22 protein-coding genes and 2 pseudogenes are annotated in these 26,853 nt (G+C 41.1%); 4 read left to right on the top strand and 20 right to left on the bottom strand.

Annotation, left to right across the window (positions count from 1 at the left end; genetic code table 11):
- Positions 1-169: 169 nt before the first annotated feature.
- The 6 genes from DSBG_RS06500 to DSBG_RS06475 form a co-directional block, all read right to left on the bottom strand.
- Complete coding sequence (locus DSBG_RS06500) at positions 170-1,132, bottom strand: AraC family transcriptional regulator (protein WP_068963370.1); 963 nt, start codon at positions 1,130-1,132, stop codon at positions 170-172.
- Between the two features lie 340 nt (positions 1,133-1,472).
- Positions 1,473-2,342, bottom strand: coding sequence for a DUF7686 domain-containing protein (locus DSBG_RS06490; protein ID WP_068963369.1), 870 nt, complete (start codon positions 2,340-2,342; stop codon positions 1,473-1,475).
- A 145-nt stretch (positions 2,343-2,487) separates the two neighbouring features.
- Complete coding sequence (locus DSBG_RS06485; RefSeq protein WP_068963368.1) at positions 2,488-3,582, bottom strand: plasmid pRiA4b ORF-3 family protein; 1,095 nt, start codon at positions 3,580-3,582, stop codon at positions 2,488-2,490.
- 47 nt (positions 3,583-3,629) lie between these two features.
- Positions 3,630-4,241: a 3'-5' exonuclease gene (locus DSBG_RS06480; RefSeq protein ID WP_068963367.1), complete on the bottom strand. Its 612-nt coding sequence runs from the start codon at positions 4,239-4,241 to the stop codon at positions 3,630-3,632.
- Positions 4,242-5,127: 886 nt separating this feature from the next.
- Positions 5,128-5,256, bottom strand: coding sequence for a hypothetical protein (locus DSBG_RS23615; RefSeq protein WP_282434197.1), 129 nt, complete (start codon positions 5,254-5,256; stop codon positions 5,128-5,130).
- 137 nt (positions 5,257-5,393) lie between these two features.
- On the bottom strand, positions 5,394-5,723 hold the full coding sequence (locus DSBG_RS06475; RefSeq protein ID WP_068963366.1) for a helix-turn-helix domain-containing protein: 330 nt from the start codon (positions 5,721-5,723) through the stop codon (positions 5,394-5,396).
- A gap of 149 nt (positions 5,724-5,872) precedes the next feature.
- On the opposite strand from DSBG_RS06475, the gene DSBG_RS06470 reads away from it, so the two are divergent.
- Positions 5,873-6,259: a LytR/AlgR family response regulator transcription factor gene (locus tag DSBG_RS06470; protein ID WP_068963365.1), complete on the top strand. Its 387-nt coding sequence runs from the start codon at positions 5,873-5,875 to the stop codon at positions 6,257-6,259.
- 25 nt (positions 6,260-6,284) lie between these two features.
- Here the strand turns inward: DSBG_RS06470 and DSBG_RS23610 are convergent.
- The 7 genes and pseudogenes from DSBG_RS23610 to DSBG_RS06435 form a co-directional block, all read right to left on the bottom strand.
- A pseudogene (locus DSBG_RS23610) lies at positions 6,285-7,859 on the bottom strand (DNA/RNA helicase domain-containing protein).
- 361 nt (positions 7,860-8,220) lie between these two features.
- Positions 8,221-8,571, bottom strand: coding sequence for a nucleotide pyrophosphohydrolase (locus DSBG_RS06460; RefSeq protein ID WP_068963364.1), 351 nt, complete (start codon positions 8,569-8,571; stop codon positions 8,221-8,223).
- A gap of 74 nt (positions 8,572-8,645) precedes the next feature.
- Positions 8,646-10,402: pseudogene (locus tag DSBG_RS24190) on the bottom strand (DUF3427 domain-containing protein); the annotation flags it as partial.
- Between the two features lie 233 nt (positions 10,403-10,635).
- Positions 10,636-12,123, bottom strand: a complete 1,488-nt coding sequence (locus tag DSBG_RS06450; RefSeq protein WP_068963363.1) for a ubiquitin-activating E1 family protein — start codon at positions 12,121-12,123, stop codon at positions 10,636-10,638.
- The gene (locus DSBG_RS06445) at positions 12,116-12,595 is read right to left on the bottom strand and encodes a hypothetical protein (protein ID WP_068963362.1); all 480 of its coding nucleotides are present in this window, start codon (positions 12,593-12,595) and stop codon (positions 12,116-12,118) included. Before DSBG_RS06445 ends, DSBG_RS06450 begins: the two co-directional genes overlap by 8 nt.
- On the bottom strand, positions 12,592-13,065 hold the full coding sequence (locus DSBG_RS06440; RefSeq protein WP_068963361.1) for a hypothetical protein: 474 nt from the start codon (positions 13,063-13,065) through the stop codon (positions 12,592-12,594). Before DSBG_RS06440 ends, DSBG_RS06445 begins: the two co-directional genes overlap by 4 nt.
- The gene (locus tag DSBG_RS06435; RefSeq protein ID WP_068963360.1) at positions 13,062-13,322 is read right to left on the bottom strand and encodes a hypothetical protein; all 261 of its coding nucleotides are present in this window, start codon (positions 13,320-13,322) and stop codon (positions 13,062-13,064) included. The genes DSBG_RS06440 and DSBG_RS06435 overlap by 4 nt, the downstream gene beginning before the upstream one ends.
- 610 nt (positions 13,323-13,932) lie before the next feature.
- Here DSBG_RS06435 and DSBG_RS06430 point away from each other — a divergent pair.
- The gene (locus tag DSBG_RS06430; RefSeq protein WP_068963359.1) at positions 13,933-15,081 is read left to right on the top strand and encodes an XRE family transcriptional regulator; all 1,149 of its coding nucleotides are present in this window, start codon (positions 13,933-13,935) and stop codon (positions 15,079-15,081) included.
- A gap of 3 nt (positions 15,082-15,084) precedes the next feature.
- Complete coding sequence (locus DSBG_RS06425) at positions 15,085-15,588, top strand: PIN domain-containing protein (RefSeq protein WP_068963358.1); 504 nt, start codon at positions 15,085-15,087, stop codon at positions 15,586-15,588.
- A gap of 404 nt (positions 15,589-15,992) precedes the next feature.
- Here the strand turns inward: DSBG_RS06425 and DSBG_RS06420 are convergent, their stop codons facing one another.
- Entirely contained in the window at positions 15,993-16,493 is a 501-nt protein-coding gene (locus DSBG_RS06420) for a hypothetical protein (protein ID WP_068963357.1), read from the bottom strand.
- A gap of 272 nt (positions 16,494-16,765) precedes the next feature.
- Between DSBG_RS06420 and DSBG_RS24285 the strand changes: the two genes are divergently transcribed.
- Positions 16,766-16,867, top strand: a complete 102-nt coding sequence (locus DSBG_RS24285; protein WP_083236759.1) for a transposase — start codon at positions 16,766-16,768, stop codon at positions 16,865-16,867.
- Between the two features lie 855 nt (positions 16,868-17,722).
- Here the strand turns inward: DSBG_RS24285 and DSBG_RS06410 are convergent.
- The 6 genes from DSBG_RS06410 to DSBG_RS06385 form a co-directional block, all read right to left on the bottom strand.
- On the bottom strand, positions 17,723-18,100 hold the full coding sequence (locus DSBG_RS06410) for a hypothetical protein (protein ID WP_068963355.1): 378 nt from the start codon (positions 18,098-18,100) through the stop codon (positions 17,723-17,725).
- Positions 18,101-18,349: 249 nt separating this feature from the next.
- Positions 18,350-18,910, bottom strand: coding sequence for a 3'-5' exonuclease family protein (locus tag DSBG_RS06405; RefSeq protein ID WP_068963354.1), 561 nt, complete (start codon positions 18,908-18,910; stop codon positions 18,350-18,352).
- Between the two features lie 25 nt (positions 18,911-18,935).
- Entirely contained in the window at positions 18,936-19,835 is a 900-nt protein-coding gene (locus DSBG_RS06400; protein WP_176716196.1) for a GIY-YIG nuclease family protein, read from the bottom strand.
- 286 nt (positions 19,836-20,121) lie between these two features.
- Positions 20,122-24,936 carry a RecQ family ATP-dependent DNA helicase gene (locus DSBG_RS06395; protein ID WP_176716195.1) on the bottom strand — a complete coding sequence of 1,605 codons (4,815 nt, stop codon included), beginning with the start codon at positions 24,934-24,936 and terminating at the stop codon, positions 20,122-20,124.
- A gap of 204 nt (positions 24,937-25,140) precedes the next feature.
- A complete protein-coding gene (locus DSBG_RS06390; RefSeq protein ID WP_068963353.1) occupies positions 25,141-25,686 on the bottom strand; it encodes a hypothetical protein in 546 nt (181 codons plus the stop codon).
- Positions 25,687-25,747: 61 nt separating this feature from the next.
- The gene (locus DSBG_RS06385) at positions 25,748-26,464 is read right to left on the bottom strand and encodes a DUF5131 family protein (protein ID WP_068963352.1); all 717 of its coding nucleotides are present in this window, start codon (positions 26,462-26,464) and stop codon (positions 25,748-25,750) included.
- Between the last annotated feature and the right edge of the window lie 389 nt (positions 26,465-26,853).

Here is a 26,853-nt window from a genome sequence, read left to right as displayed (position 1 = left end):
GGTAGCACGATTCAATCAGGAACTTGCCTAATCCTATCATATTACAACCTGACTTCAGCGGTAAGAATGGTAATTCGGAACATAAACAATAATGACTGTGCATACCAAAATGCAATAGAATTGTTATAATAAAAAGAGCGTAATAGGCTATTTGTGCCAATTACACTCTTTATTCTTGATTAGTTTTTCCTGAGACTTCTTCAGCGTCAACTCGTTGCTCAGCAAGCCCTTTAAGCTGTTTCACATCTTTTCCGGGCGGAACCCCGAACATTCGGGAGTATTCACGATTGAATTGCGTTGGACTTTCATAACCAACCCGAAACGCAACCTCTGCGACGTCGACCGACTGAGATATTAATTGACGCCGGGCTTCCTGAAGCCTCAGTTGCTTTTGAAATTGAATCGGGCTCATAGCGGTTATTTCTTTAAAATGTCTATGAAATGACGGAACACTCATCTTGGCAATATCCGCCAGATCTTCAACGCGAAAGGGGTCGTGAAAATGATCCACAATGTGTTGGATTGCATGTTGAATATGAATAGTTGGGCTCTCATCAGTAACTATTTGTCTTAGTGAGTCGCCATGCTCCTCATGCAATACTTTGTATAAAATTTCTTTTGTAAATAGCGGAGCAAGTACAGGAATATCGGCCGGCTTGTCCAGCAGACGAACTAGTCTCACGATAGCATCTAATATGGATACATCTAATTCGGCAACATTCACACCACGTTTTGATGTTCCCTTGAAGTTCACCTTGAGCTCGTCATCGCTTAATAGCTCCAAAATCTGACTATGGGCAAACTCGATTCTGCATGACAAGTTTGGGACTTCAGTCGATGCCTCAAGCACTTCGGCAATTATCGGTAAATCCAAAGATGCTACAAGGTAATTCGGCGGACCATATCGGAATCGCTCTTCGCCAAATATTACATCTTTTATTCCTTGAACAACAATATAGATTGAGGGCTTGTTAATTCTGTAGGGTGCCCCAGTTCCTGTAAAATGATGAGGAGTAGAATAACGAGAAAAGCTAAGGGATGGAATCTCAGTAGACTGAGGACCATCCCTATCAGTATGACGATCAACGAGCTCAGCAAGCTCTTTATTCAAATGATTAATTTGATTAAACATAAGAGCCTCCGATCACAAATCTTATTCTTCAAGTTCTGAATGTCATCATAATTCTATCGAATATTGACAGACTTGCAATACTTCCGTGTAGGAATTACTGGGCCGATCGTCCGATACGTTTGAGAATGCTAGTTCTTGGCGTATCACGCAACATAGAAGTAGCCTCTTTTAACCCAGATTTTGCAGCACTCATGTGAGCCTGAAAATCTTCAATCTTTTCCCACTCTTGGGTTGATAAAGAAATCATTGTCTCCGATGGACCGGGAACCTACATATACATTCGCCTTATCTGCAAGACTTTGAACACTCGTTTCTTTGCATGCAAGTCATCTCAATAGCATTAAGTAGTTCCAAGCGCTTGGTCAATCATGGTCAAAAGATAATCAGGAAAATCATCTGTATCATGTTCAATGTCTATAAGTCGCTTTTTCATTCTTGTTCCGACCGCGACAGCCACTTCTTGATTACCATACTTGCAAAGCAGCTCCAGTTCATCGATCCTTTCAAACAAGGCCTCTTCACAGGCACTTGCACGTTTGTAACTTAAAAAATCGCCCTTTAAAAACCAACTCAAAGTTCTTTCAAAATGCTCCATAATAACTTCCGGATTGATACTTACCCTGTTTAGTACCGTATCTTTGCCAAGGACTTCCTCGGACAGATCTCTTATCTGAAAATCCAGATTAAAACCCTCAAACGTTGTGAGCGCCCGTCCAAAGTCATGTATAGGAACATTTCTCCCATCGATAACCAGATAAACTTGATTTTCTTCTTCAGCATGTTGAATCCGGCATGTTCCAACGCTATTAAGGCTATACTGCTCCTTGTCGATCTGAATTGCATTATCTATGAAATACCTATCCGACAAATGCTTAAGTGTTTTATAACCAAGACCCGTCAATATCTTCTGATGCAAATGTTCGATTGCCACTGCCTGATTTTCTTCAGGCTTTACGAGTATCTCAAACTGATAACCACCCTCTATTTCTTCAGCTTTCCATACGGAAAACCCTGGCATAATCATAGTTGAAATCTCAAATCGATGGATAATCCCCTTGGCATCATAGCCTGAGATAATCCTGGGAAAGTCATTCATCTTGCTTATACCAAGCAACTCAGCCATATAATCGTTATGACAATCCAAACAGAAATCACCGACATTTACCACATGAACAGTCGATTCTGTTGATTTGCACTTTTTACATTTCATGAAGCATCTCCTTTCAGACGCCTTTGTCCACTAAGCATTCCCGTAAAACAATTAACTCTTCATCTGTGCTCTGCTGAGCCTTTCGTATGAGATTGGCCCCAGTATTACTCCCCTGGATCACAGATTATTCCATCGACCAATATCACTATCCACGCAAGATAGTTTTCAACCGTTTATTAATTAATTCTAGATCAAAGTTTCGATACCATTGGCTCTGAGCCCACTTCTGCATCGTTTCATAATCATCATGGTTCGGATCTGCCATGATCTTCAAAAATTCTACGTATCCGGGAATGCCCCCTACATCTTCCGGAGGTGCATTCCCTTCCCCCATTAAGCAAACGGGATAGGTTTTATTATACTCAGCGTTTATCCCTCGAATGGTAATTTCATGCTCCCAGTTGTCGCCGTAATCATAGCAATACGTAATTTTATAACGCGGATTGGCATATTCCGATAAGTTAACCTCTGAATCTAAACGTATTGGGCAGTCCGGGCTTGGTTCATAAACTTCTTCAAATTCACTGATCACCTTTAAAACGCACTTACTTGCCTCGTCCAAAATATCAAAATCATACAAATGATAACTTTTCCAACCGAATACTGCTTGTAATATGATATGCAGCTGTTTGAACGTAATATCTATAGGAATAATCACTCGTCTCCAGGCTGTGTGGCGATCTAAATTCAGCTTGACCATGATATCGACAGCCTCACACTGAACGATTTCTTCCCCGGCAAAAAGCTTGAAATCCCTGGATAAAAGAACATGGGGGTATGTATAATCCGTTTCCTGGGGGATTTTCATGAGGTCATTATTCATCCTTTGGGCAACCTTAGTCTGATAAAGTTCCTTTGTTTCTAAGCAATCATCAAATATGTTTACCTGTTCACAGGCTTTATTGAGACGCGCAACATATTTAGCACCTCTGGTCTTAGAGAAAACCAACTCTTCGGCTGCTTCCAAATACCTTTCGATGATTTCGCTCTTTATTTTCTCGTCTCTCAAGCATTTTCTAATTCCTTGGCTAAGCAAATCATTGATGTGTTTGAAATCCTTCGCTTTCAAGCCATGCAGAACAAATCCATAGCGATTGCTGTCATTGACTGCGACAAGTGTCTTTCTGCGCTTCACCGTGATTAAATGAACGCTCCAACAAAATAAATCGTTTTCCTCAGTTCCTTTCCCAGGCACTATCTTCATTTCATCATACAGTTTTTTTGTACAGCAGATTTGCATTTTTTCCCTCCAAAGTCCAAGAACTTGATCACATATCTAAGGAGACTCTAAACCTTTTTAGATGTTCGCTTCGCTATGCTGCAGGGGTTATATCCTCCTGTGTACAATTTACCAAGCCTCATTCCCACATGAGCAGCGAGCTCTTTTATGGTGGTCACTCCCCTGGCAGATAAGGCTGATAATAGAACGTTGCCGCAGGCGATGGCATCTTCTAAAGCGTTATGATGGACAAAATCATGGTTTAGAAATTTGCAAACCGTATCAAGTTTATAGTTATCTAAGCCACTCCACGTTTTAAGGGCCGTTTTATAAGTACATAAATAGTCTAATTCAGGATATGGGATTTCGTATAAGTCCAAAACATGACGCAACACCGACATGTCAAAGGAAGCGTTGTGCGCAATAACATAGGCATTCTTAAAGAGAGGACTAATCTGCCCATAAATGAGATCGAATTCCGGAGCGTCCTTGACATCTTGCGCTTTAATTCCATGGATTGCGACATTCAAAGGGTCAAAGTAACTATACCGAGGATGTGGCTTTATAAGCCAATAGTGAGTATCGACGATCTGTCCTTCTTCAAGAACTGCAATCCCCACCGAGCAGGCGCTGCCAATGAATACATTCGCAGTTTCAAAGTCTATACACACGGCTCTCATTGAACTTTCCTCCTATTTCTCTCCATTCTTTGAGCAAGCCATACAGAAAATTATCTTCTTTTACAGGATTTTAAGCTCAGTAACTCATAATAATTCTGCTTCTTTCCGCTAAACCCTGCCTGCGGCTAATGCAATTTCTTACGAAATGCATAACCAATAACACTAGATGGCCGCTGGAATTAACTCGTTTAACTTATACGACCCGCCCCAAGCATAAGCATATAATAAAGGCGGCCATGTGGCCGCCACTTCTTACTTAGCTTATGGCAAGCCAAACTAAGCGCCGAGATATGCAGTGCATTCTATCTAACTTTTAATTTTACAGCCACGATCCTCTGAACATTAACGATAAGGCCTTTTATTATTACGACCTAGTTCAGCTTAGTTTTCAAGGAGAAGATACACGAAGCTAGATGTGATCTTCTTACTCTTAGGAGCGTGTAGTTAATTTGTTGCAGTCAGTGATGAATTGAATGGGATGGGGAGTGTTTATTGCGAGGACTGTAATATAGCCTTCGCTATCACAGACAACAACACATCACCTTTTGGAGTATTGCCATGGGCTATTGATCCTGAGAAGGCTGTCCGTTTATGGTCTCTGAGTGAGGAATTAACCGGATTTAAATTTCCAATTATGAAGTAATGAGATTACATGATTTAAGCATCTTGATATAAATGCACTGCTGCCTCAAAGACAAAAATCCATCATTCGTTCAGCTGCTTCATTATATTTTTTCATTCTAGCTTCATCCTTCTGAGTGGTATTTTCAATCCTGCTCAGATTCATATTGTCACATAAGTCTGCAAGCTTAACATGACAGGCAGTTTCATTTCCTAGTATTCTAGCAATAAACTCATCATAGCTTTCACCTTTGCGCTTGGTTAGTCAGTCCAAAACAATTATTACTTCCTCTGAAAATCCCTCTTTACGAAGATCATCGAAGGAAATATCCGAATCCTCAACAACATCGTGCAGTACAGCACGTATTCTTTCAGGTTCATTTTCTCTTGACACATTACTCTTTCCCGCTCATCGTAATTGCCCGCAACCCAATGACCTGACTAAGGTCAACATACATTATCGTTCTCTCCCTCTTTGTCCTCTTCAAAAGTCTATAAATAAAAAAAGTGCAATCCGCACTTTTTATGAATCTAAAGTTTTTCATCAACTAGCCACGTTATAAAATGATCAACCAGTTCCTGCTTTTTCTCATCACACAGCTTGATTTTTTGATTAATTCGAGAAAGCAGGCTGTCATTCGTGTTTCTAAAAATACCTAGCAGGAAGTAATCCGGCGTAATGTCCAGGGCCTCACATATTTTAAGCAATGTTTCAATGCTGGGAATAGAATGATTGTTTTCTATATTGGAAATGTGGTTGTTGCTAAGTCCCGTGGCTCCTGCGACGTCATCCTGGGTCAGGTTCAACACCTTGCGTCTTTTCGCAATCCGTTCACCTAATTCTTTGTAATCAATCTCCAAATCTTATCACCCTATTTTACTTTATCAATTATGAATATTAATATTAACCAAGTATAAGAGTATTTATACACTTGTATTTGTATTTTTATGGATATATAATGGTGCCAATACCTTTTTAGTTGTATCTAACAGGCTTTGGAGGAGATGTTTTGTTTACTATCGGCATTTGCGATGACAGGCCGTTGTGTCGCCAGCTATTGGAGGCATTTATTCGTTTATATGAAGACGAAAAAGGGGTTTTATTTGATATTTACCAGTTTGGCAGCGGTGAAGAGCTTCTCGAAGAACTTAAAAAGCATGATAAGGTTTTTGACCTTCTGCTTCTTGATAACAGCATGAAAAAGCTGACTGGTCTCGAAACCGCCAAACAAATACGGCAATCCGATTCCATGTCAGCATGCAGTATAGTATTTGTGACATCTGAAGATGATCACGAGCAATTCAAGCAGGTCCAGCCTCTACAAGTAATATGCAAGCCCGGTAGCCAGGAGCATATTGATGCGATATTAGATAAGGTTCTAACCAAAAAGGCGTAATAGTAAACTTCACTTTTCTTCATACTCAGATGGTCGTCCAGGCTTTCTGGAGGCCCGCTTCTCCCTGCAGGATCTGGTCTCGTCCTTCTGTGATTACTTTTGGTATTCTGCCTGCCAGATAATCATATAGTGCTTTATCTTCACAATAGATATAGCATCCTTTTTGACCACGCGTAAGAAGAGTCTTGTAGGTGTTACGAATAATCCTATCAGCAAGATTTGGTTCGTTACGTTTTCCAATACCTCTTAAACTTTGATCACTACGTGCTCTTGCCTTTGAATCAGTAATTACTCTACCATTTTCGTATCGTAAATCTCGGCCTATGATTACGCCAACATAATCAAATTCCAATCCTTGTGATGTGTGAATGCAGCCTACTTAATCAAAGGAATCCTCATCTATTGCCCATGTAATCGTGTTGCTGAAATTCCAACGAGCTTTGAATCCATTATCTAATTCGATGTCATAAACAGCAAGATCATTTGAATTTTTGGTTCTCCATTCATAGCAATAACCAGCGATCATACGCGATTTATTATTTATATTGTTCTTTTCACGTAAGTCTTCACGCATTTTCTCAGGGCTATCGTACAATATTAAGTCATAGTCTATATCAAATCCATCATAATTTGCGGTTTTTTTTATGCCTAGCAAATCATTAATAAATGCAATATATCCGTCACTTCCATTGCATCTGAATTGCGAAGCAAGTTTAGTTTCCTCGTTATAATATAGAGTACTTCCACAATATTTAGCCCATTTCTTGATTTCTGAAATAGAGCCAATGTCACTTGCCGTAACGACTTGATCCTCATCAATGAAAAAGACACTAACGCGGGACGCATTAATGATTTCTTTTATCTGGTTTTCACCCTTGTTTTTGAACATGCCTGATTTGGCATTTAGACGGTGTGCCTCATCGGTAATAAGACAATCAAACTCATTTTTAGAACTATCTACATACGATCCGGAACCTTTAAATAAAAACTTAACATAGTTAAGTTTAAAGTTACCTTGCTTAAGTTTCTCAAAATATACATTACGTGGAGCAGCATTTTTTGTTATATAGTTAACATTTAAGTGCCGTTTTGTAATAAATTCCGTAAGTAACTGAATCGCGACAACACTTTTGCCAGAACCAGGACCTCCCTCCACAATAACTGTATACTTTACATTATTTTTCATAGCCTTTTCAACGAGTCGTTTTACAGTTTCAAATACAACTTTCTGCTCATCAATCATGACAAATTCTTCGTTACCATTGAGCATACTTGCAAGAGTATCCTGCAAAGCTTTTGACGGACGAATTTTCCCATTTTCAATCTTGAATAAAAGGTTGCTTTTTGAAGATTTGGTCACATATTTTTTGATGAAATTACGCAATTTAACTTCTTCGGACTTAATATAAAGCGGTGCAAGATTAATTACTTCCTGATAAAGGGGGCTTACAATTTCATCAAGTTTTGACTTTTTATAGTTATGCAAATAAGCACATGGATACAGAGAAATATTCTCATCTTGTACGGTTGCGTTAAAGTTTTCTATTGTTTTGGCATAAGAATATGCCTGATAAGAAGGATGCGTAACAGCACGAACCATACGACCAGTATAAGCTGTAACAATACCATCTCTGCTGGTCTTCCCAGCTTCTTCCCACTGCTTCAGTTCAACAATAACAACATTCTCTTCATCCTGATAATTTGTACCTGCAATCAAAAAGTCTACACGCTTTGATGTCATTGGAATCTGATACTCGACTGCGATATTAATATCGCTGCCAAAATCAGGATCAGCTAAAACACTTTGCATTTTTTTAAGTGAATTCTCCCACGAAACAAATTCACTCACATTTTCATGAGATAATCCACGAATTCTAAATTGATAGTCAATCTTATGGGCAATTGAATCATTTAAGACATCCTGATCAAATTGTTGTTTTGTTCCAGAATATATCAACATATCATTTCCCCGATTCTTCCTTTAGCTGCGTATATTTAGTTTTATTGCCGAATGCTTTTTCAACCGGATATTTTTTCTCATTTCTATTAATCTTTTCCGTTACAATTTCATCTAGATCGAGTTGGTAAGCATCAGCAAACAAAATACAATAATTTAAAATATCTGCCGATTCTTCGCGAACTTTTTCAATCTTTGAATTACATTCAAGATCCTTTCCGCTCCATTGGAATATCTCCAATAACTCGGCAGCCTCCAGATTGATAGAAATAGCTAAATCTTTTGGGTTGTGGAACTGTTTCCAGTTTCGGTCATCTCGAAACTTCAATACTTTATTAATTGTTTCAGGCTTCATGTTTTATTCCTCACTTTAAGTATTACTGCCCCCTATGTTACCATAGGTATCCTGCTCGTTTAATTGTACAAAAATTAAACCTTCACCGTCTTCTTCATCACAAACCCCGGCAGAGGCTCCTTCATCTTCCAGACAATACTAATGGGTGCTGATCCATAATGGCTTTGAAAATCGGCAAAGCCAAGACAAGTATATGGAGAGGTAAAAGCTCCCTCTTGCCTATACTCTCTCACAAAAAACAACACATTCCCATCACTGGCTGCTTGGCTAAGATACCTCTGCCCTGTCAGGGATTCCACCGTCGTCCGGCTTTGGGACTGCCAATGAAACAGCTCTTCATTGATAGAATAATCCTGATACATGGTTGAGGGAGAATAGTCCTTTTCCGACTTGTTCAAGGTCACGAAAAAGACATCCAGTTTCTTCTCAGCCAGGTAGAGAACTCCTTCCCGGAAAGAGCTCCTCTTTTGTTCTGAATGTTTGCCCAGAGCCACCAAAATCTGATCAAAGGTATAGGCACAGTATAAGTCGAGTGGATATTCATCCTCAAAACCGACTAAAGGCTTATCCACGAAATTGATATTACCGAACTGATAGTCCAGTAAATCCATCAGTTCTTGGTAAAGCCGCGGATCATTAATGACCCAATAAATCGCCTCTTCCACTGAAGCAAACCTCTCGCCCAGATCACCTAGCCCCTTACCCCATAGTGAATAGTGAACCATGGTTAGCATTGTCCGTTCCACCGTAGTTAAAGAATGCAATAAAGAGCCTTTACTTAAAAGAATCAGTGTAAAATCTTCTGCATAAAGCCAATCCAGCGTCTGGAATCTACAAAAGTTAATTTTCCAAGCGCAGAGGCAAGCAATCGTTCCCGCTCTGCATCTACCTCATATCCCGTCAGTAAACCGGCTTGGGCGGCCAGTCCCACAACCGTCACTTTTTTACTATAGACGTCTTGAGGTGTCACATGATAACCCTCGTAAAACTCCCTGACCTTTAGCTCCTGTTTAGTCTCGATAAGATCATAGAGCTTGCTGACTATATTACGCTTAGTATTAATGGCATTGCGAATGTTCTCCAGAATGTAGTCCTGGGCTTGCTTTTCCAATTGAATGGAGCAGCCTCTGGGCACATTGGCAAAACCCGTTTTGATTTCCTGCTCAATGGTTTTGCGAGACCTGGATAGCAAGGCTTTAAAACGGTCTTCAAAGGAATACTTCTGGTGGGCTTGGCCCACAAAGTCCAAGACCGTCAGGGCTTCTTTTCCTTCACAGAGTCTTAACCCCCGGCCTAACTGCTGCAAAAAAACGGTTAAGCTTTCCGTAGGCCGCAGAAAAAGAACGGTATTCACTTCTGGAATATCAATTCCTTCATTATAAATATCCACCACAAAAACAAAGGTGATTTCCTTCGTGACCAGACGCCGCTTCACGCTATCCCTCACAGCGCTCTCCGATTCCGCCACCAGAAATTCTGAAGGAATCCCCGCTTTGTTAAAAACCTGAGCCATAAATTCAGCATGCCTTTTATTCAAGCAAAAACCAATTCCGATGATCTCCCCAGGTTCCAGACAATACTTTTCCAGGGCGCTGATAATATAACCAACCCGCTTTTCGGCAATGGCCTTTTCGAACACATAGAGGTTCTCCAGTTCTCGTTCATCGTAATTCCCCGCAACCCAGTGAACCTGACTAAGGTCAACATTATCCGTTACCCCAAAATAATGAAAAGGACTGAGCAATTTCCGTTCAATAGCTTCCCATAAGCGGATTTCGGCAGCCACTCTGCCTTGGAAATATGTATAAATGCTTCGTCCGTCCGCTCTCTCAGTCATATCCACAACATCATTTAAATGTTGCTTATCGGAATCAGGGGAGAGACTGACTAAGTCAATTAAAGTGAGGCAGATTACCTTATCAAGCCTATTCTCCGGTCATCCTTTCCCCAGGACTCCAACGAATTGGCGAACAATCCGAAACATAAACGAGAGAACCTTTCGTAGAAGGCTCTCTCATGTTATTTCGTAAATAGGAAAAATACACCTTCTTGCTATTATTGGCGTTAACCATATTTTCTAAGGATATTTGATTGCACAATATCGTCCGAACATAGATAACAACTTTGTTTTGGTCCCCGCGCCGACCAATTACCCGCTACAGGGTAACTAAATACTCTAAATTGCCAATGGCCCGGGGTTGATTTCACTTCCCAAATCTCATGAAGTAATTCGAGAAAACCACCAATACCAGCTAAAAAAGACGAAAATGCATATGGGACATCAGCAGTGTCTTCTTTTGTACCAGGTAGAGCTATATGCCCTGTGGCACATAAGGAACCAAGAATACTCCGAATTGGTTTGCCGAGAAGAGTTTGAAGTCCAGGATTATTATATCTTTGTTTGATAATATCAATGTCAGCTTGGTTTAATCCAGCCCCATTAAACAAGAGTTTCCGAACCCTTATCGGTTGCAGCCCCGTTTGATTTGCAATTTCGCCTGTTTCGTCTAAAGGTGCAAACTTATTCATTGGATATGCACAATATAGGCATGGCCAACCATCTCGGAACCCAAATCTTGCAGCTCCTACCCAATCATTTTCAGTCCACATATTAACAACCCTTTTCGGCAACTTAAGGGCTAGCTGACGACGGTGTTCCGCAGAGTCTACACCGGCAACTGCAAGTTTAATTTCACAATCCGGCCTTTCTCTCTCAAAAAAAGTATTCATATCAGTACTATATGGGTACACGTTTACACTAGGATGTTTTAGAACGATGCGTTTTGCCGCTTGAACTGATTTCGATTGACGAAAATCGTTCGATTTCATACCAACATATCGTTGTCCATTTGACTCATCATAGGAATCTTGGTCAATTAAGTATATTGTTCCTGTAATAGGTGCAGGCCATCTCTCAAGTAACCATAACAATCCGTGAGTAACAGCCCCTATACCAATAAAGAAAACATTATCAAAGAACACGCTATTATTATCATGAGCTTTGTCATTCAACCCATAGTCCCACGCAGACCATTGATAATCACTTGGCATTGAGGTAATACGATCACCAAGTTCTTCTCTAAAAATATTTTTGAAAAGTTCTATTGCTGCTAAACAGGCCGCGGCAGCTGGGCCAACAGGATTAGGATTGTCGTCTACAAAGGCGTTTGATCCAAAACCTACTCTCCAACCAGAGGCACCTACTTTCAATACTTTGCCGGAAATAAGAGGGGCTTCAGACCCGATAGCAATGACAAAATCGTAGGGTGGATTCCATTCCTCAACTGCCGGATTTGGCTGGCCACCTGATAACGCTGCTTCATTGGCTACCAAAATGAACTCTCTTGTAAGAGGACCAGTAACGTGGATATTACGCCAAAAGCGACCTAGCAAATCACCGAGAGCCTCTGCTAACAAATAACCAGCCTTATAATTAGAATTATCTCCTGACCATATCCCAATTTTCACATCTTGAAGTTTATTAATTAATGCAGGATTATTACCAAATAACCGAAATATCGCTAGTTTATTTTTAAGCTGAGCTTCACTCACTCTTAACCACCAACCGTTCTCGAATCTCCTCTTTGCTCCATAATCTCCATCCTTTTTCCATCCGTTCATAAACATTTACACCTGAGAATTCTTCTAAACCTCTACTACCATAGTAAGGGACAATAATACTCAACGCTCCAATATGTTTTACAACTTCCCACTCAAGATCAAGCCGTGACATAATAACATTCGCTGAGGGATGGGTATGCAGTTGCACAACACTTCTTTCCCCTTTATCAAAATTATCAAACTGAATCCTATTTAGCTCATGACCTTCTATGTGTACATAAGCTCCCGTTCCAGTAAATCCAGGTCTTTGAGCTGGAACTATGCATCTCTTAATGTCACAAAGTGAACTAGTAGACTTCAATGAGGCTGTCCAGATTACAAATGTTTCATGGCGACCTTCACTAAATGCGGTATTAGTCTTAGTCAAAATCGATTTAGGAATATTCCACTTTTGATAGTTCATATGACATTCACCTCCGACCTATTTAAATCCGTGTTGAGTTGTTGTATTAGCCCAGATATACGGAATTTCGGTTCCAACATTATTGATGACCACGGTATATTTTGATGACCACTATGATCGTGATACTCTCTCCAACCTTGAAAGCAAAACCATGTTTTTGGTAATTCGTGAGGATGTCCATCTTCACATTGAAAACCCATTCCGTGAGGTACCTGACGTGAACCTTTTAACAAAGGAACCCCGTTAGCATCGATCCACCATCCACTTACCGGCAAGTAGTCATATTCCTGCGCTTCAACTCTTAGGATGACTTCACGCCGCATCTTGCGCCACCATAGCGCCACATCAATTTGCGGAAAATTAATCCTCAAAACCTTTATTCCTATTTCTTGAAACATTTCTGCATGGGTTAAGAGCGGGACCAAGTCCCGCTCAAACCTGTCATTGGATAACGCCCGATCAATAATCACAAAGCACCGCCCCCGCCGTCCTTTTTGGTCAGGGACAAAGTTTCATTTTCGTTGACGTTATTTCCCTCAAGTGACATAAAAGGGTCCAAGACCCGATTACGGTCGCTTAACTGGTAATTACTCCAATTCTGTTTTTCGCCGGCCGGAAGGTTCTTTTTTATTATCTCTTCAACTTTCATTGCTTTTGGATAATCTTCAGATTTAGGCAGACCATCAACAATGATCGTGATATTAAGTTTAATTTCGTTTCCACTCATATTAAAGTTACCCTTTCCTTTCAAATTTCGGGCATTGAGCTAGGAAATTAACTAAAATCTCCGTAACTTAGCACAAATCCAGCAGGAACTTCATAAAATGTGGCGAACAGACATATAGTATATTCAATAAAAGTCCGCCAAGGGGAATTGGTTTTCCCTGGACTTGGCGAGATAGCAAGGTTACCCGACCTATACTATCCACTTATTGCATTTAAACTTAAGTAAGTCACTGTAAGAAGAGCATCGGCCAGGATGTTCTTCTTACATTTCTAACGCTTGCATAGTGCACCACCCCTTTCAAAGCTACTTTTCTTTAATAATTCCTTTAAACGGGTTCCCGCCCAACTTAACATCTATAAATCTACCAGTCTTACTACACGTTTCACCCACGAATCGTTTTTGGGGTTGTAAGCTTGCGAACGGTTGCACACTGCACCGTGTCTATGGTTATCACCTGAGTTCTTGGCCAATTTGACACCCCCTCTCTTCGTTAGTATTAAAATCAGTTTAGCAATATCATTATACAACGCAAAATTTTCTTTGACAAGTTTAGTTATCATGTATTCAAATATTGTTTTTTTGTATATAATAGAGTAAAAGGGTGGTGTATATGGATCAAAAAAATATTGGCATGAACCTCCGCCGAATTCGTGAAGCTAAAGGTTTAAGTCAAGGGCAAGTTGCCGATTCTGCAGGAATTTCAAGAGTTGCCTATCGGAATATCGAAAATGGCATCTCAACCCCAAAAGTATCGACCTTACAAAATATTGCTTCCGGCGTTGGAGTAAAACTCCAAGATTTGTTCGTCCCGATTCGAACCTTAAATAAGGTGCGATTTCGAGCGTTGAAGAGAATGAATAGTCGGGACAATATATTAAACGAAGTAGCACAATGGCTTGACGATTATAATTATCTGGAAAATTTACTAAATGATCGTGAAGATTATCTATTTCATGACCTAGCCAACAAACTATCTTTAATGCATGACAGAACTGATAGAGCTAAATACGCAGCTGTGCAAGCTAGAGAATTATTTGGACTCAAAGTGAAAGAGCCAATCCGAGATATTGCCGGTTTACTTGATTCAAGTGGGATAAAAGTATACCCCCTAAGTCTTGCATCCGATGGCTTCTTTGGTTTATCCGTTTCAGAAGAAGATGGGGGACCTGCTATTATCGTTAACGTTTGGGAACGGATTTCTGTTGAGCGATGGATTTTCAGCGCTGCCCACGAGCTTGGACATTTACTTTTGCATTTTGACGCTTATGACGTGGGATTAAGCGCAGAAGAACCTGATCAGGAAGCAGAGGCTAATGTTTTTGCGTCCCATTTCTTAATGCCCGATGCTGCTTTTGAATCAGAATGGGCTGACGCTTATGGCTTGCCTTTTATTAATCGTGTTCTCAAAGTAAAGCGAATATTTCAAGTTAGTTACAAAACAGTCCTGTACCGCCTTTCTGAAAGTTTAGGAAAATCTATCTGGGGAAAATTTCAGCATGCCTATAAATTGAAAACTGGCAAAACCCTAAGTATAACTGAAGAACCTGAAGCTTTGTCTCCAGACAAATTCCAACAAACTCCAGAAGTATTACGTTCCCTTGAACCAGACTCCCTATCATCGTCTCACTTTGTAGAAGATCGTTTATCTAGATTGGTCCGCAAAGCTATTGAAAGGGATGAAATTACCATGAGCCGTGGAGCTGAGATCCTCAGATTTGATCTTGAAGCCATGCGAGAAATAGTTTCTTCGTGGGTATAATGAATGGCAATTACAAAGAGTCAATTTTTAATATTAGATGCTAATATTCTTATTGATTTCTTAAAATGTGACAGAACAATTATTAAATTGATTTGCACTTACGTTGGTCAAGTATATTTAGCAACTCCCGTTTTAGATGAAATCAGTGAAATTAACGAAAGTGATTGCGCTGAACTAGGGATTTTACTTGTAGAACCTGAACTAGACCAGGTTATGTTAGCGGCAGAGAAAAGAGGATCATTATCATTTCAAGACAACGTATGTTTAATTCTTGCCAAAAGCTTTAGTTGGACTTGTGTGACTAATGACAAACCATTAAGGCAAATGTGTGAATCTGAAGGGGTAACGCCAATTTGGGGGATCGAACTAATCTGTATGTTAGTGGAATCTGGCGGACTCCCTGCCACACATGCCAGAGAGATTATCCTCGATATTAATAGGATTAATCCGAAATACATTACAGCCAGCATTGTTGAAAAGGCCTTATCGAGACTGGGATTTGGTTAATGTTAACAGATCCTTTGTTTGTGCTTGAATATCTACCTGATTCTTTTTGTTAATTGAGTAATGCTCTAAAAAAATTATACCATCTGGCACAGACATTAATATGTGTGTCCAAGTTAAGGTACCGTTGGTCTTTGAATGAACATTATCATTATGTGGATTAAGATTGTATGTATTCAAGAGCCAACTCTACAAAAAGAAAGGCAGTAGAACCGGAATTACCAGTCAGACTGCCATTAAATATATTTTACTCATTATTTGAGCTGTAAGATTCTCTGTACCGGCAATTGGCTATGTTGCTAATATTCACAGCACAAGATTCAATCCTTTGTGCTAAAAACGATTTACTAATAGGAAATATCTAGCATATTATCTTTCAGATTATTTTTGTCTTGTCATCCGCGCTACTATAGCTGTTTTGCATTTTGTAACGATAATTCGCTTATCCGTTCATCAATAATTTTCTTTCCTTCAATAGAATTTATAAACTCTCTTACCTCATTATTTATGTTATTAGTGTTATTAAATGATGAGATTTGCACTCTCTCTGTTTTAAATCCAATCAATGTTATTGCAATACCTAAGCTAACAAGTGTTATGGCGTCACTCAATGCATTAACTTGTTTTACTGGAATATCAATTTTCAAATTAGGTAAAACGATTATAACTATCACTGCGCTCGCAAGAAAAATTGAACGCAGGAGTATTCTTGCCTTGTTTAAATTGACCCCTTTCTTTTCTACTATACCTTCAATAATGAATTCTAATAAGTCCGATAATATTAAGAATAACGCTGCGATTGAAACATATAACAACCACTTTCCAGTGGCATTTATAATTGGAGTTAGTCTTAATGCTGATAAAACAATAAAACCAATTCCAGCTGCTTTTGTAAACGTTGAAGTCAAGGTATGTTCCTCCTTTTAATTCATTGATCTTAGCAATTGCCAATAATGTTTACATATCCCGGTGCAAGCAAAATTCCAGTCAAAGCAGTTTCGAAGAAATTCAGAGAGAAGTTCCTGTATTATTTTAAGAAGGCTTTTGAAGAAGGGAAAATTAGCTTCTTTAATGCTGCGAAGCTTTCATCTGAGAGTAATTTTTCCTCCTTTGTTGATGGATTATATTTCGAAAAAGGTTTTTATGTATAAACCAATTAAATCCCAGGGCATGTTGTTAAATATCTTGGCGTTATATTCACAGAATCGCTATCTGCAACTCCAGAATTCAGTCATTTGACAGAAAATCGGTAAGTTTTTCTTGGAAGGATTATAAGGACTGAAATATTTCTAAGGTCATGACCCTAAATGTCAAAAAAATTGCAAGAAGGTTTTCTTCTGCATATTCTTCCTACTTGTATTACGAAGATCAAATATTATGGCATTATATGCAATGTAGCCGCAAAATTATTACTAAACTTTCTAAATGCACTTTCACCCAAATGCCTTGGCAGCGGTTCATAACAACAATAGATTATGATATTCTGTGTGTTAAAATCCCAAATATTTTTCTTTAATCCACTGATTCTCATCATTGGCTTTCTCTTTGTCTATGAACATCATTAATAAATCGGCGAAACTTACAGATAAGAAAGGCAGTCAAAAAGAACGGCGGCCGCCTGGCCGCCACTTCTCCCCTAACTTATTAATAATATCCCCACTACCTTATGTAAGAGAACGTGTCGATCACTAAAATTAACGATAGGGCTTTTTATTATTGGTCAATCCCACCAGATAGTCGATACTGGTTTTAAAGAATTCATGTAAATAGCCCCCACCTATGGCTTAGATGAGAGCTATAGCTATTTAACCTCTTCACGATTTCAGGATATTTCCGTGCAGGAGATAAGTCCACGGCGTTTCTACGATCTTATATGTGTGATGGAACAAGTCCAAATTTCATGTCGGGCGTATTTGGTGGCAATATTTTAGTAATTGATAAAATGCACACTCAGAATCATATCGTTGAAAGGTTCGGTAATCGTTATAAAAGTCCGAGCTATAGCGAAAAAGCTTCTCTAAGCCCCTTGTTTTCAATTGGCAAATAATCGCCGTCCACGATCAGAGAGCGTCCTACTATCATGGACAGAGCAGGCGACTTCTCTTCCAACAAGTTTGGGTTGATTTGCAGAATTCTGTTAATGCTGTCCACGAATTGAGGGTGCGCTGAGTTTTTCTATGACTTCTTTGCCCTCTATGTATTCTTGTGGGTTTCCGTAATTTACAATTCGAGCGTTGGACAGCTTTCTGATTTTTGCCGCGACTACTGCGGAGAGAATGAAAATATCGAGTAGTTCCCACTGTGCTTTCTCGCTGGTCATATTGTTCACATACTTTCCGTAGGCTTCGTCAATCTCTTGCGTAAACAAACCCGAAACAGAGGACCTCGCTGACATAATTTTGGTGTCGCAAGTCTTGTGTTTTTTTGACAAACCTTTAGCATTTTTCTTTCCAGATATACCTAGCCACGCTTTTTTGATACTTGGCGCGGCCATTTCTCGCTGTTCTTCGGTCAATTCTGCTGGCTCTCGTTCATCCTCATAGTCGTAGGGTGAGTATCTGTAATCATAATCGTCTTCGTCAACCTTAACCCATTCAGTCTGTCCGTCAACCTGATTGTTAGCGTTGGATAGTTGAGCGCCTAGAAAAGCACCCTGAGTTTTCTTTGACGAAGCAAGATGGTCCCTTCTTTGATTATGGGTCTGTATAAATCCCTGCCCTGTTTTGGATGGCTCATAACCATTCTCCTTAGAACTTTTTATCTGTCACCCTATTCTCGCCGATACATACTTGCCGAGTTCATGGTTAAGAAGTCGCATAATTTCCAATTCGTCTATCGCGTCGGTCAGCGCATTGTGCATCTCGCAATACACCAAATCTTCGCTCAGCATTCTGTAAACGCTTTCCACACCATATCCGCGCTTCAATCTACCAGTGCCATGGCACTCGGCACGACACGGTATCTTGGGGTTATGCTGCCTATACGCCGCCATCTTCATGATGTCATACCAAACGAGGTATGACAGTTCTGGTAGATGACGATAGTCGAAAGAGGCATTATACGCAAACATGGTCTCGACCTTGTAGGCGGCAAGAAAACGAACCAGCTCGGTCATTACCATTTCTCTTGAACACTCAAGGTCAGGCTTAATACCGTTGATGTAGAGAGCATAGGCGTACATACCGCCGTGATTCTTGAAAGGGGTGAGTATGTAATAACGTTTGTCCACCAACTCGAAGATTTCCGAGTCGGCGATGACAACACCGATAGACATAACCTCATCACCCCATGTTGTTTCCGTGTCAATAACGGCAAACGTGCTCATAGGTTTCCTCCTTGGCTTTTCCGTATCATTGATCTGCTGTTTCAGCGGCCTCTGCTTCCTTGAAAGTCTTACCATCCTCGGTTTTCCACTCAACGTTGCCGTTGGTAGGCGCGCCGAGGACAAAAGACGAAGCACCAGACGGAGTTTTGAAAAGAATGTCTTTTTGTAAAATACCGTTCTTATCTATATACTCTTTGTTGTCCTCACGTGCGGATTTAACATAGTCAGGGCAACTTGGCACGGAATCTTTCCGGATGGAACTACCCGCCATAACCACAAGACCCTCGCTGGTCAAGCGTGCCTGAGCGTTTGCACCGCTTCGCTTGATGGAAAAAAACAGGCTGCCCCGCTCATCAGATGGGGTAGTTGCCGAGGAAGCAAGTATTATTTGAGCCAAGGGTTCGAACACCTTATGACCGAGTGTACTCATTATAATTTTGGCGTAATCTACGAACTCTTCCAGTTCGCTTTCTTTTTCCTCGGTGATGTGTCCGGGTGTTGGTTCGTTGCCATTCTTAACTAAATACCGCTTTGCCGCGACAGCCATATTGGCAAATCGGTTTTCAAGGTAGCTTATCTCCGTTGGTCCGAAAGAATTGTTTGAAGTGGTGAACACAACCGCCTCCGTCCAGTAATCCTTATCTGGATTGCGTTTGTGTTCCTGCAATCGGTAAAGAATGCCCTCACCATTTTTCCTTATGCCAGCTTGCCCTATATAGGTAGTGTTTTCGCCAGTCTGGTCTGATGACCCAAACAGGAAATAGACCCCGCTCTGTGAGAGGTCATCACGTCCTTTGCACTTTTCCAATTCAGTGCGAGGAATTTTATAGGCTACTCCTGTCCAATTTGCAAGGGTACATTTGATTCGCCCGTTTGGGTCTCCATCCATGAGAAATAGATTTATGCTTTTACCACGCATAGCCATTGTCGTCACCTCAATTTAATGCAAATTTACTTTTTTCCCCCGCCGACTCTTTACTGGAAAGCAGGCCAAATATCATATTGTTTTTCACTATTACAAGATGAGTTTCCTATGATGGGCATCAACACTGTTGTTACGCATTCATAACTTTATTGATGCGCAATCAGTTTGTCACTCACAGATGCGGGTAAGAAATTGGGTCGTACCCCGGCACCCGCTGATATAAGATATAATGGCCGCAAACACATCTGCTTAATTTCCTCATAAGACGAGGCGGACCGATTTATAATCATGGCAATAGTTTCTCAAAATAAAGCTCCGGCAAAACAATCCTAACCTCGACCTCAGTGTTTTCCTTCTGCCAATAGACAATAAAGCGTATTTTGGCTGTTTTCGGCACATAATTCTTTTGCCTCATCGTCTCTATTTGTTTTGAAAATCTATGAGAGAATTTGAGAACTGCCTGGCCCTTGGCATTATAGCAGCCGTTCCCGTCAACACCAAGAGACTCACCGCTGTTCAGATCCTTAACCAGAGGACGGCAGTAGAGGAAAAAATCCAATTGGACATCCCGATGGGATAATTGCATCACCAATTCCTGAGACGGAAGATAGGTTTGAGAATCAGCAATCACTTGCATATCCTCTACTTTGAGGGAATTTAAATAGTTCCCGTTATCGTAAAGCGTCAGGTTGTTTTTTGCCCTGGTCATAGCCACATAGAGCTGGCGTTTGGCCTCATTCGTACCGGGGTCAAATTGGTCCAGCATCAGAAAGACATTGTCAAACTCCCGGCCTTTAGCCTTGTGGATGGTTGATACATAGATCGTTTCCACATTCTCCCCTACAAAATCTTCCAGCACGGATTCGCGGATAAAGATCTCCAGGTCAGATTTGTACTTATACTTCGGATTCGTGGCCTCAAAATCTTTAATCAGATTAAGACAACTCTCTAAATTCAAGCTGCCGCTAAACCGCTCTGCCAGTCTTCTCTTGGCATTTTCCCAAAGATCATCACTGATAATATAAACATCCTCGGTCAAATTAAGGCGAATCAGAAAATACCGGATTTCCAAAAGGTTATAGAGGTTAAACCCTTCATTGGACTGAATCAGCTTGGCCTGCCTGCCCTTCTTCATGAGCATCCCGGCAATCTGTAAAGCTTCTTCATTCCTCTTCGTCAAAACACAGGTGCTTCCGGTAAGCCCTTGGGCGAGGATGTCCTCGACTAAGGGCGTCATCAAATGACGGCTTCGGTAGTGAACCCGTTTAATCTTGCCGTTGTTACTCTTGACGGCCATAATGGGCGTGTGCTTTAAGCGGTTGGGAATGCGCATTAAAAACTGGTTGGCAGCCTCGACGAGATTTCGTCTGCTCCTGTAGTTTTCCACCAGTTCCACCATCACCGCATCATGTTCTGTAATCAGGCTCTCCATATATTTGGAGCTGGCGCCCCTGAATTCAAAAATATTCTGGTCATCATCCCCAACGGCAATGATCCGCATACTATCGTTCTGTTCCATCAAAGCCTCGACTAAGGCAAATTCATGGGCATCCATATCCTGCGCCTCATCGATAACCAAGACCGTTTTCGTGATCTGGCCCGGTTCGACTTGCCCGTTCTTGATCCGCTTAATCGCTTCCTGGATGATATCCCCTGACTTTTCCAGGGAGCCGACTCGGCCCAATAAGTCAAAACAGTAGGAATGAAAGGTTTTAATCTCAATGAAGTGGGCCACATTGCCGATCAGCTTTAACAATCGCTTCTTGAACTCCGTCGCTGCAGATCTCGAAAAGGTCACCATCAGCAATTGCTCATGCTTGACATCTTCCATTAACAGCAGGGATGCCAACTTATGCACCAGAATCCGCGTCTTACCGCTTCCCGGCCCGGCAGCGACGACTATCGTCTTTGATTCCTTATCATTGATAATCTTCAGTTGAGTCGGTGACAGCTCGCCAAACAGCTGTTTGAACTTAGAGGGTGTAATGTTGCGCTTGATTTCGTCCTCACGGCTGCCCGGAAAGTATCGTTGCAGAAAGGAACTGTAATTCAACTTAAAATAATCATCCACAAATTGGAGGGCTTCTTGGTAATTCCTGATCATTTTCCGAGCGTATTCTCCAACGATATGAATTTGCTGGACTTTATTTTGGTAGTACTGCTCCAGCCTCTGATAATCATCTACTTTGTAACGCTTTTTGTTATCCTTCTCCAGGCGTTCAATGGTCAGCCCATTATAAACCACCATAAAGCCGCCCTCTATCTTCAAGGCTTCGATTCTGGAAAGATAGAACAGAGCATCCTCAATCTCTTCCGTCGTTGCGCTAGTCTGAAAGAGGGTGGATTGATTAGCGTATTTATCTTTCAGCTCCAAAACAGAAAAGGCTACCGGCACTTCCTCCTGACTGCTTTCATCCGTACCTGAATCTGTTTTACTTAAATCATAAAGTACCTCCAAAATAAAGCGGGCAAGATCATTCCGTTTTTCCAGCTTTGCTGTCAGCGTTTCCTTGTCAAACAGCGCCAGAACAGCCAGATGGTTTTTAGAATGGGGTGTTGTCTGCCGTTTGATCCAGTTTTTGATCGCACAAAGGTTTAGAATGGTTTTGAGCTTATTGGGCGAGACATCTTCACAGTCCGACGCTTCCGCCTGCTCATTCAGCTCCTTTAGATGAATGATTTTTTCCTCATCACTGATGACTGAGAGGAGAAATTTCTCGATTTGCCCATAGGTCTTCAGGATACTCAGAGAATTCTTCCCGCTATCCTTTTTCTTAATAAAGGCATTGAGGTCTTTAGAATCTGCTAAAATCTTTTCCTCCCGCAAAAGATTGACAATCTGGATGACGTCCTCTTTCACAATGCCCAAATGATCGGAGATATAATCGATTCTTGCTTCGGCTTCTTCATCACCGGAGCGACCTTTGCTTTTACTGGAGATCAGTTTCTTGATGATCCGCGTGGCCTGTTCCTTTTGCTTACCACTAAAACGTGCGGAACTGTCAATCCTCTGAATGGCCTCCTCGGCATTTCTGGCCAAGATGCTGTTGGCGTAGAGTCTTGGGCAATTCTGACCTCTTTTCAGATAGCCTGCTGTTTCCAAGGCTGCAATCGCCGTGGTCACTCTGGTTCCGATGTCCATAATACCATCATCCCACCCGGCCTTGCGTGCAATCTCTAAGGTCGATTGAGATACCTGTTTCCGGGATTTGGTGAGATCTTTAACAGCTTTCCAGACTTGCTGAATTTCCTGCATACTCAGCTTAGTCTGGTTCAACATCACAAAATGCTTACTCAGATCATCATCATTAAACAGTACACAACAGGCTGCTGAAATAGTTTCGTCCCGTCCTGCTCTTCCTGCTTCCTGGACATAATTCTCCAGGGAATCGGAGATGTCGTAATGAATGACCAACCCCACATCTTTCTTATCCACCCCCATGCCAAAGGCCGAGGTGGCTACCATGATCTGAATTTCTCCCCGCATAAAGACATCCTGATTTTCAGTTTTCTCCTGCTTATCCATTTGACCATGGTAAGCTCTGGCCAGATAACCGTCTTGAGTTAATCTATGCGCCAATATTTCCGCTTTACGGGTGCGGGACACATAGATGATCGTCGGACAATTCTTTTCTTCGATCATATTCCTAAGCGTGTTATACTTGTCCTCCTCATTTTGCTTCTCGAACACCTCATAATGAAGATTGCTTCTGGAGGCATTGGAGCTAAATACTTCCAAGTCCAAGGCCAACTTTTCCTTAAAATAGTCTCGAATGTCTGCAATCACCTTCTGCTTGGCAGTCGCCGTAAAGCAGGAAACAGGGATCCCTTCCGAAAGACTTTTCTGTTCCTGTAAGCTTTTGATAAAGTCCCCAATATATAAATAGTCCACCCGAAAATCCTGACCCCAGGAGGAAAAACAGTGAGCTTCATCAATCACGAAACGGACCACATTTCTGCCTAAAAGCAACCGTTCAATGGTTTTGGAACGCAAAGACTCCGGTGAGATATACAGAATAGAGGCTGAACCATTTTCCACGCGATCCAAAGCCTTGGCTCTTTCAATGGGGTCCAGCAAACCGTTGACCGTCACTGCATCTGTAATATTCATTTTTTCCAGGTTATCCACCTGGTCTTTCATCAAGGACTGCAAGGGAGAGATAACCACGGTCAGCCCCTTGGTGGCGGCCCCGCTCATTAAAGCCGGCACTTGAAAGGTAATGGATTTCCCCCCACCGGTAGGAAAGACAGCCAAAAGAGATTTGTTGTCAACTGCCGCTTGGACGGCATTCTTCTGTAACGGTTCCCCGGCATAGGTCCGGTAATTCTCAAAGCCGAAGAACCGTTTCAACCCTAGACGAACGTCCAGGGCCTGATCGCAATACGCACAACCTGTCAGACACGGGCAACTTCTCAGCAAAAACATGATCCGTTCAACTGCCGGATAGCTCTTCAAAACCCAGGGCGGTGTAATGGAATACCGATTATCAGTATTGATTAACGCCAGAGAGTAGGACAATTCGATGGGATATTCCACGATTATCCTGGCCAGATCACTGTTTGCGCAGATTTGAGAATGAAACTTTTCCCGAATCACTTTTTCGATATCCATATGGTCTGCCTGATAGCCAAGGAAATGAAAGAAGCCGGAAAACTCCTTTTGCTCTCTCAAGAGCTGATAAAAAATTTGCTGCAAATCACCATCTGTCTGCTGAAAAGCTGCAATCTCATCAAAGAAAAGGTCTTTGGCCTTAATGGAATCATTCAGTGGATTGTTGGTATCTTCTGTTTGCAGCTTATCGTCCTTAACCAGCTTATGATAAGGTTTGGCCGGAAAAAGCAGTGGAGAAAGAAACAAGGTATCAATAATAGTCGGGTCATCAATGCCCGCATAAATGAGGGCATTGCGAATATATTTCAAATCATGATTGAAGATATTATGGCCGCAAACATAGTCCGACCCATAAAGAAACTTGGCGAAGTCAACCAGAGAATTGGAGTGAAATGAACTGCCAACGCCCTTGACACCGCCGATATCCAGAACTTTTCCACTTTTCGGTTCGATTTCGGTATCGATAAAGACGATGGGTTTCAGGTTCATTTCCTCCTTTAAAATAGCATCATAATATTACCAAATAAATTCCACAAGTATACAGGATTTTCCTCTTTTCTGTCTAATTTTCGTAGAGTAACAGAAATGAAGCCGGTAAAGAGAATAGAAAAAAGACCTCCGCAAAGAGGTCTATACTTATTTCTTTACAAGAACTTCCTAAACAATAATGATTAATTATTAAGGCACCTCTTTTTAAAAGGTAGTACTGGTTCGAATGTTTATGCTTTTTGAGTTAAGAACTTTATCCGCACCTGATAACGTGTCTATTTCAAAAATCGGTCCGTCTGATTTATTTACAAAGACAAACCAAATTCGATCATTACCGGTACCAACTATTTGAGCATCTTTGGCAAATTTACGTTCAGTATCAGTTACCTTGATTTCTGAAGCTTGGTCATTGTCAATGGTACCAACCAGCATAGGAAATGGAGTTCCGGAAACTGCTTGGAAATACTGTCCCGAGCAGCCGGAAAAGCCGCCTCCCCAAATCCATTTCCAGCCAAGCAACCCCTTTTTTACATAACCGGCATCAATTGTGTTACTTTTTCCGGTTATACGTTTAGTGAAGACAACCACGCCGTCATTAACTTTTTCCTGATAAATTACCTGGCTGCCTCTCCGTCCGGATTTTTCAATTGCACCTTCGACAGTTGCCTCCCCCCGATCAGAATAGGCCCAGTAACCACCCGCTACAAGAACAAGGAGAAGGAACGCACCCGTTAGCAAAATCTTTTTCATGCATAGCCCTCCTTTAGTTTGATTTGAATACTTTTTTGGGGATTGGGAGCAGCATTGTCAATTATTTAGCACCGATTTCCGGCATAGCATCCCAGGTTTGCCCAAGCAATAACCGTCCATTTTTCTTCTTGTTTGTCCCACCCCATTGCTTGAAATAAAAGCTAACACCTTGCTGATCGCATTCATTCTTGATTGACAATACCCACTCAGAGTCCATCCTTCGAGACTTAAACCCACTTTCTCCACCAACAATCGCCCAGTCCACACCCGCTAAATCAAGGTTTTTAACCTCATCTATTAGCGGTTCAAAGGAAATAAATCGGACCTTCGCATTCACTTTCCGCAAGGAATCAATGCGGTATCTATATTGATCACTTTCAACGGTTACTCCTTGCCAGATGTTAGGGCTCCAATTCAAATAAGGTGCCAGCTCTTCAAGTCGTTCTGCTCTCTTCGTTAGAACTTGGAAGGTATGCCAAGATGCTTTGTTCATAATCCCAAAAATCTTTTGGATAAAATCTAAAGGGATGTCTTCATGGAACAGATCCGACATGGAATTTACGAAGATTAGAGAAGGCTTTTTCCACTTTAAAGGATCAGTCAGGCAGTATTCGTGGAGTGTAACCTCAAATCCATTAACATATTTCTTATTACCCATTAACTTTAGACGTTGCGCCATGACAGCAGCATAACAGTTTTTACATCCATCAGATATCTTCGTACAACCGGTAACCGGGTTCCAGGTATTTTCTGTCCATTCAATTTTCGATTTTGACATTTTTATCGCCTCATTTATAAATAACTATTAAGTGTGTGTTAAAATATGGTCCACAGCTTTTAGAGAAAGATTTATTGCAGAAGATGACGGATTGCTTACAGCAAAACACAATAGAAATAACGGTGAGTTGTTTTTAGGATTTCGCAAGGTAAGAGGATTCGAAGATACTCCCGGAAATACTGCTTTTAATCGTTTAATTATGTAGGCTTTAATTTGTTCGATTGAAGCTCTTTCTATGTCAACATCACCAAATAATGTCAGTTGGGGGGATTCTAGATATATTTCCTGTTCCCACATAGTGGTCCCTAATACTTGGTTAAGTTTCAGCCTATGAGATTCAGGGATATTTCCATGTCGAGGTAATACCCTACTTACGGCTGATAAACCAT

Source organism: Desulfosporosinus cupriresistens (assembly GCF_001707885.1).
GTDB lineage: Bacteria > Bacillota > Desulfitobacteriia > Desulfitobacteriales > Desulfitobacteriaceae > Desulfosporosinus.
Note: the sequence above shows the minus strand (reverse complement) of the source record. Positions and strands in the feature narration are given on the sequence as shown.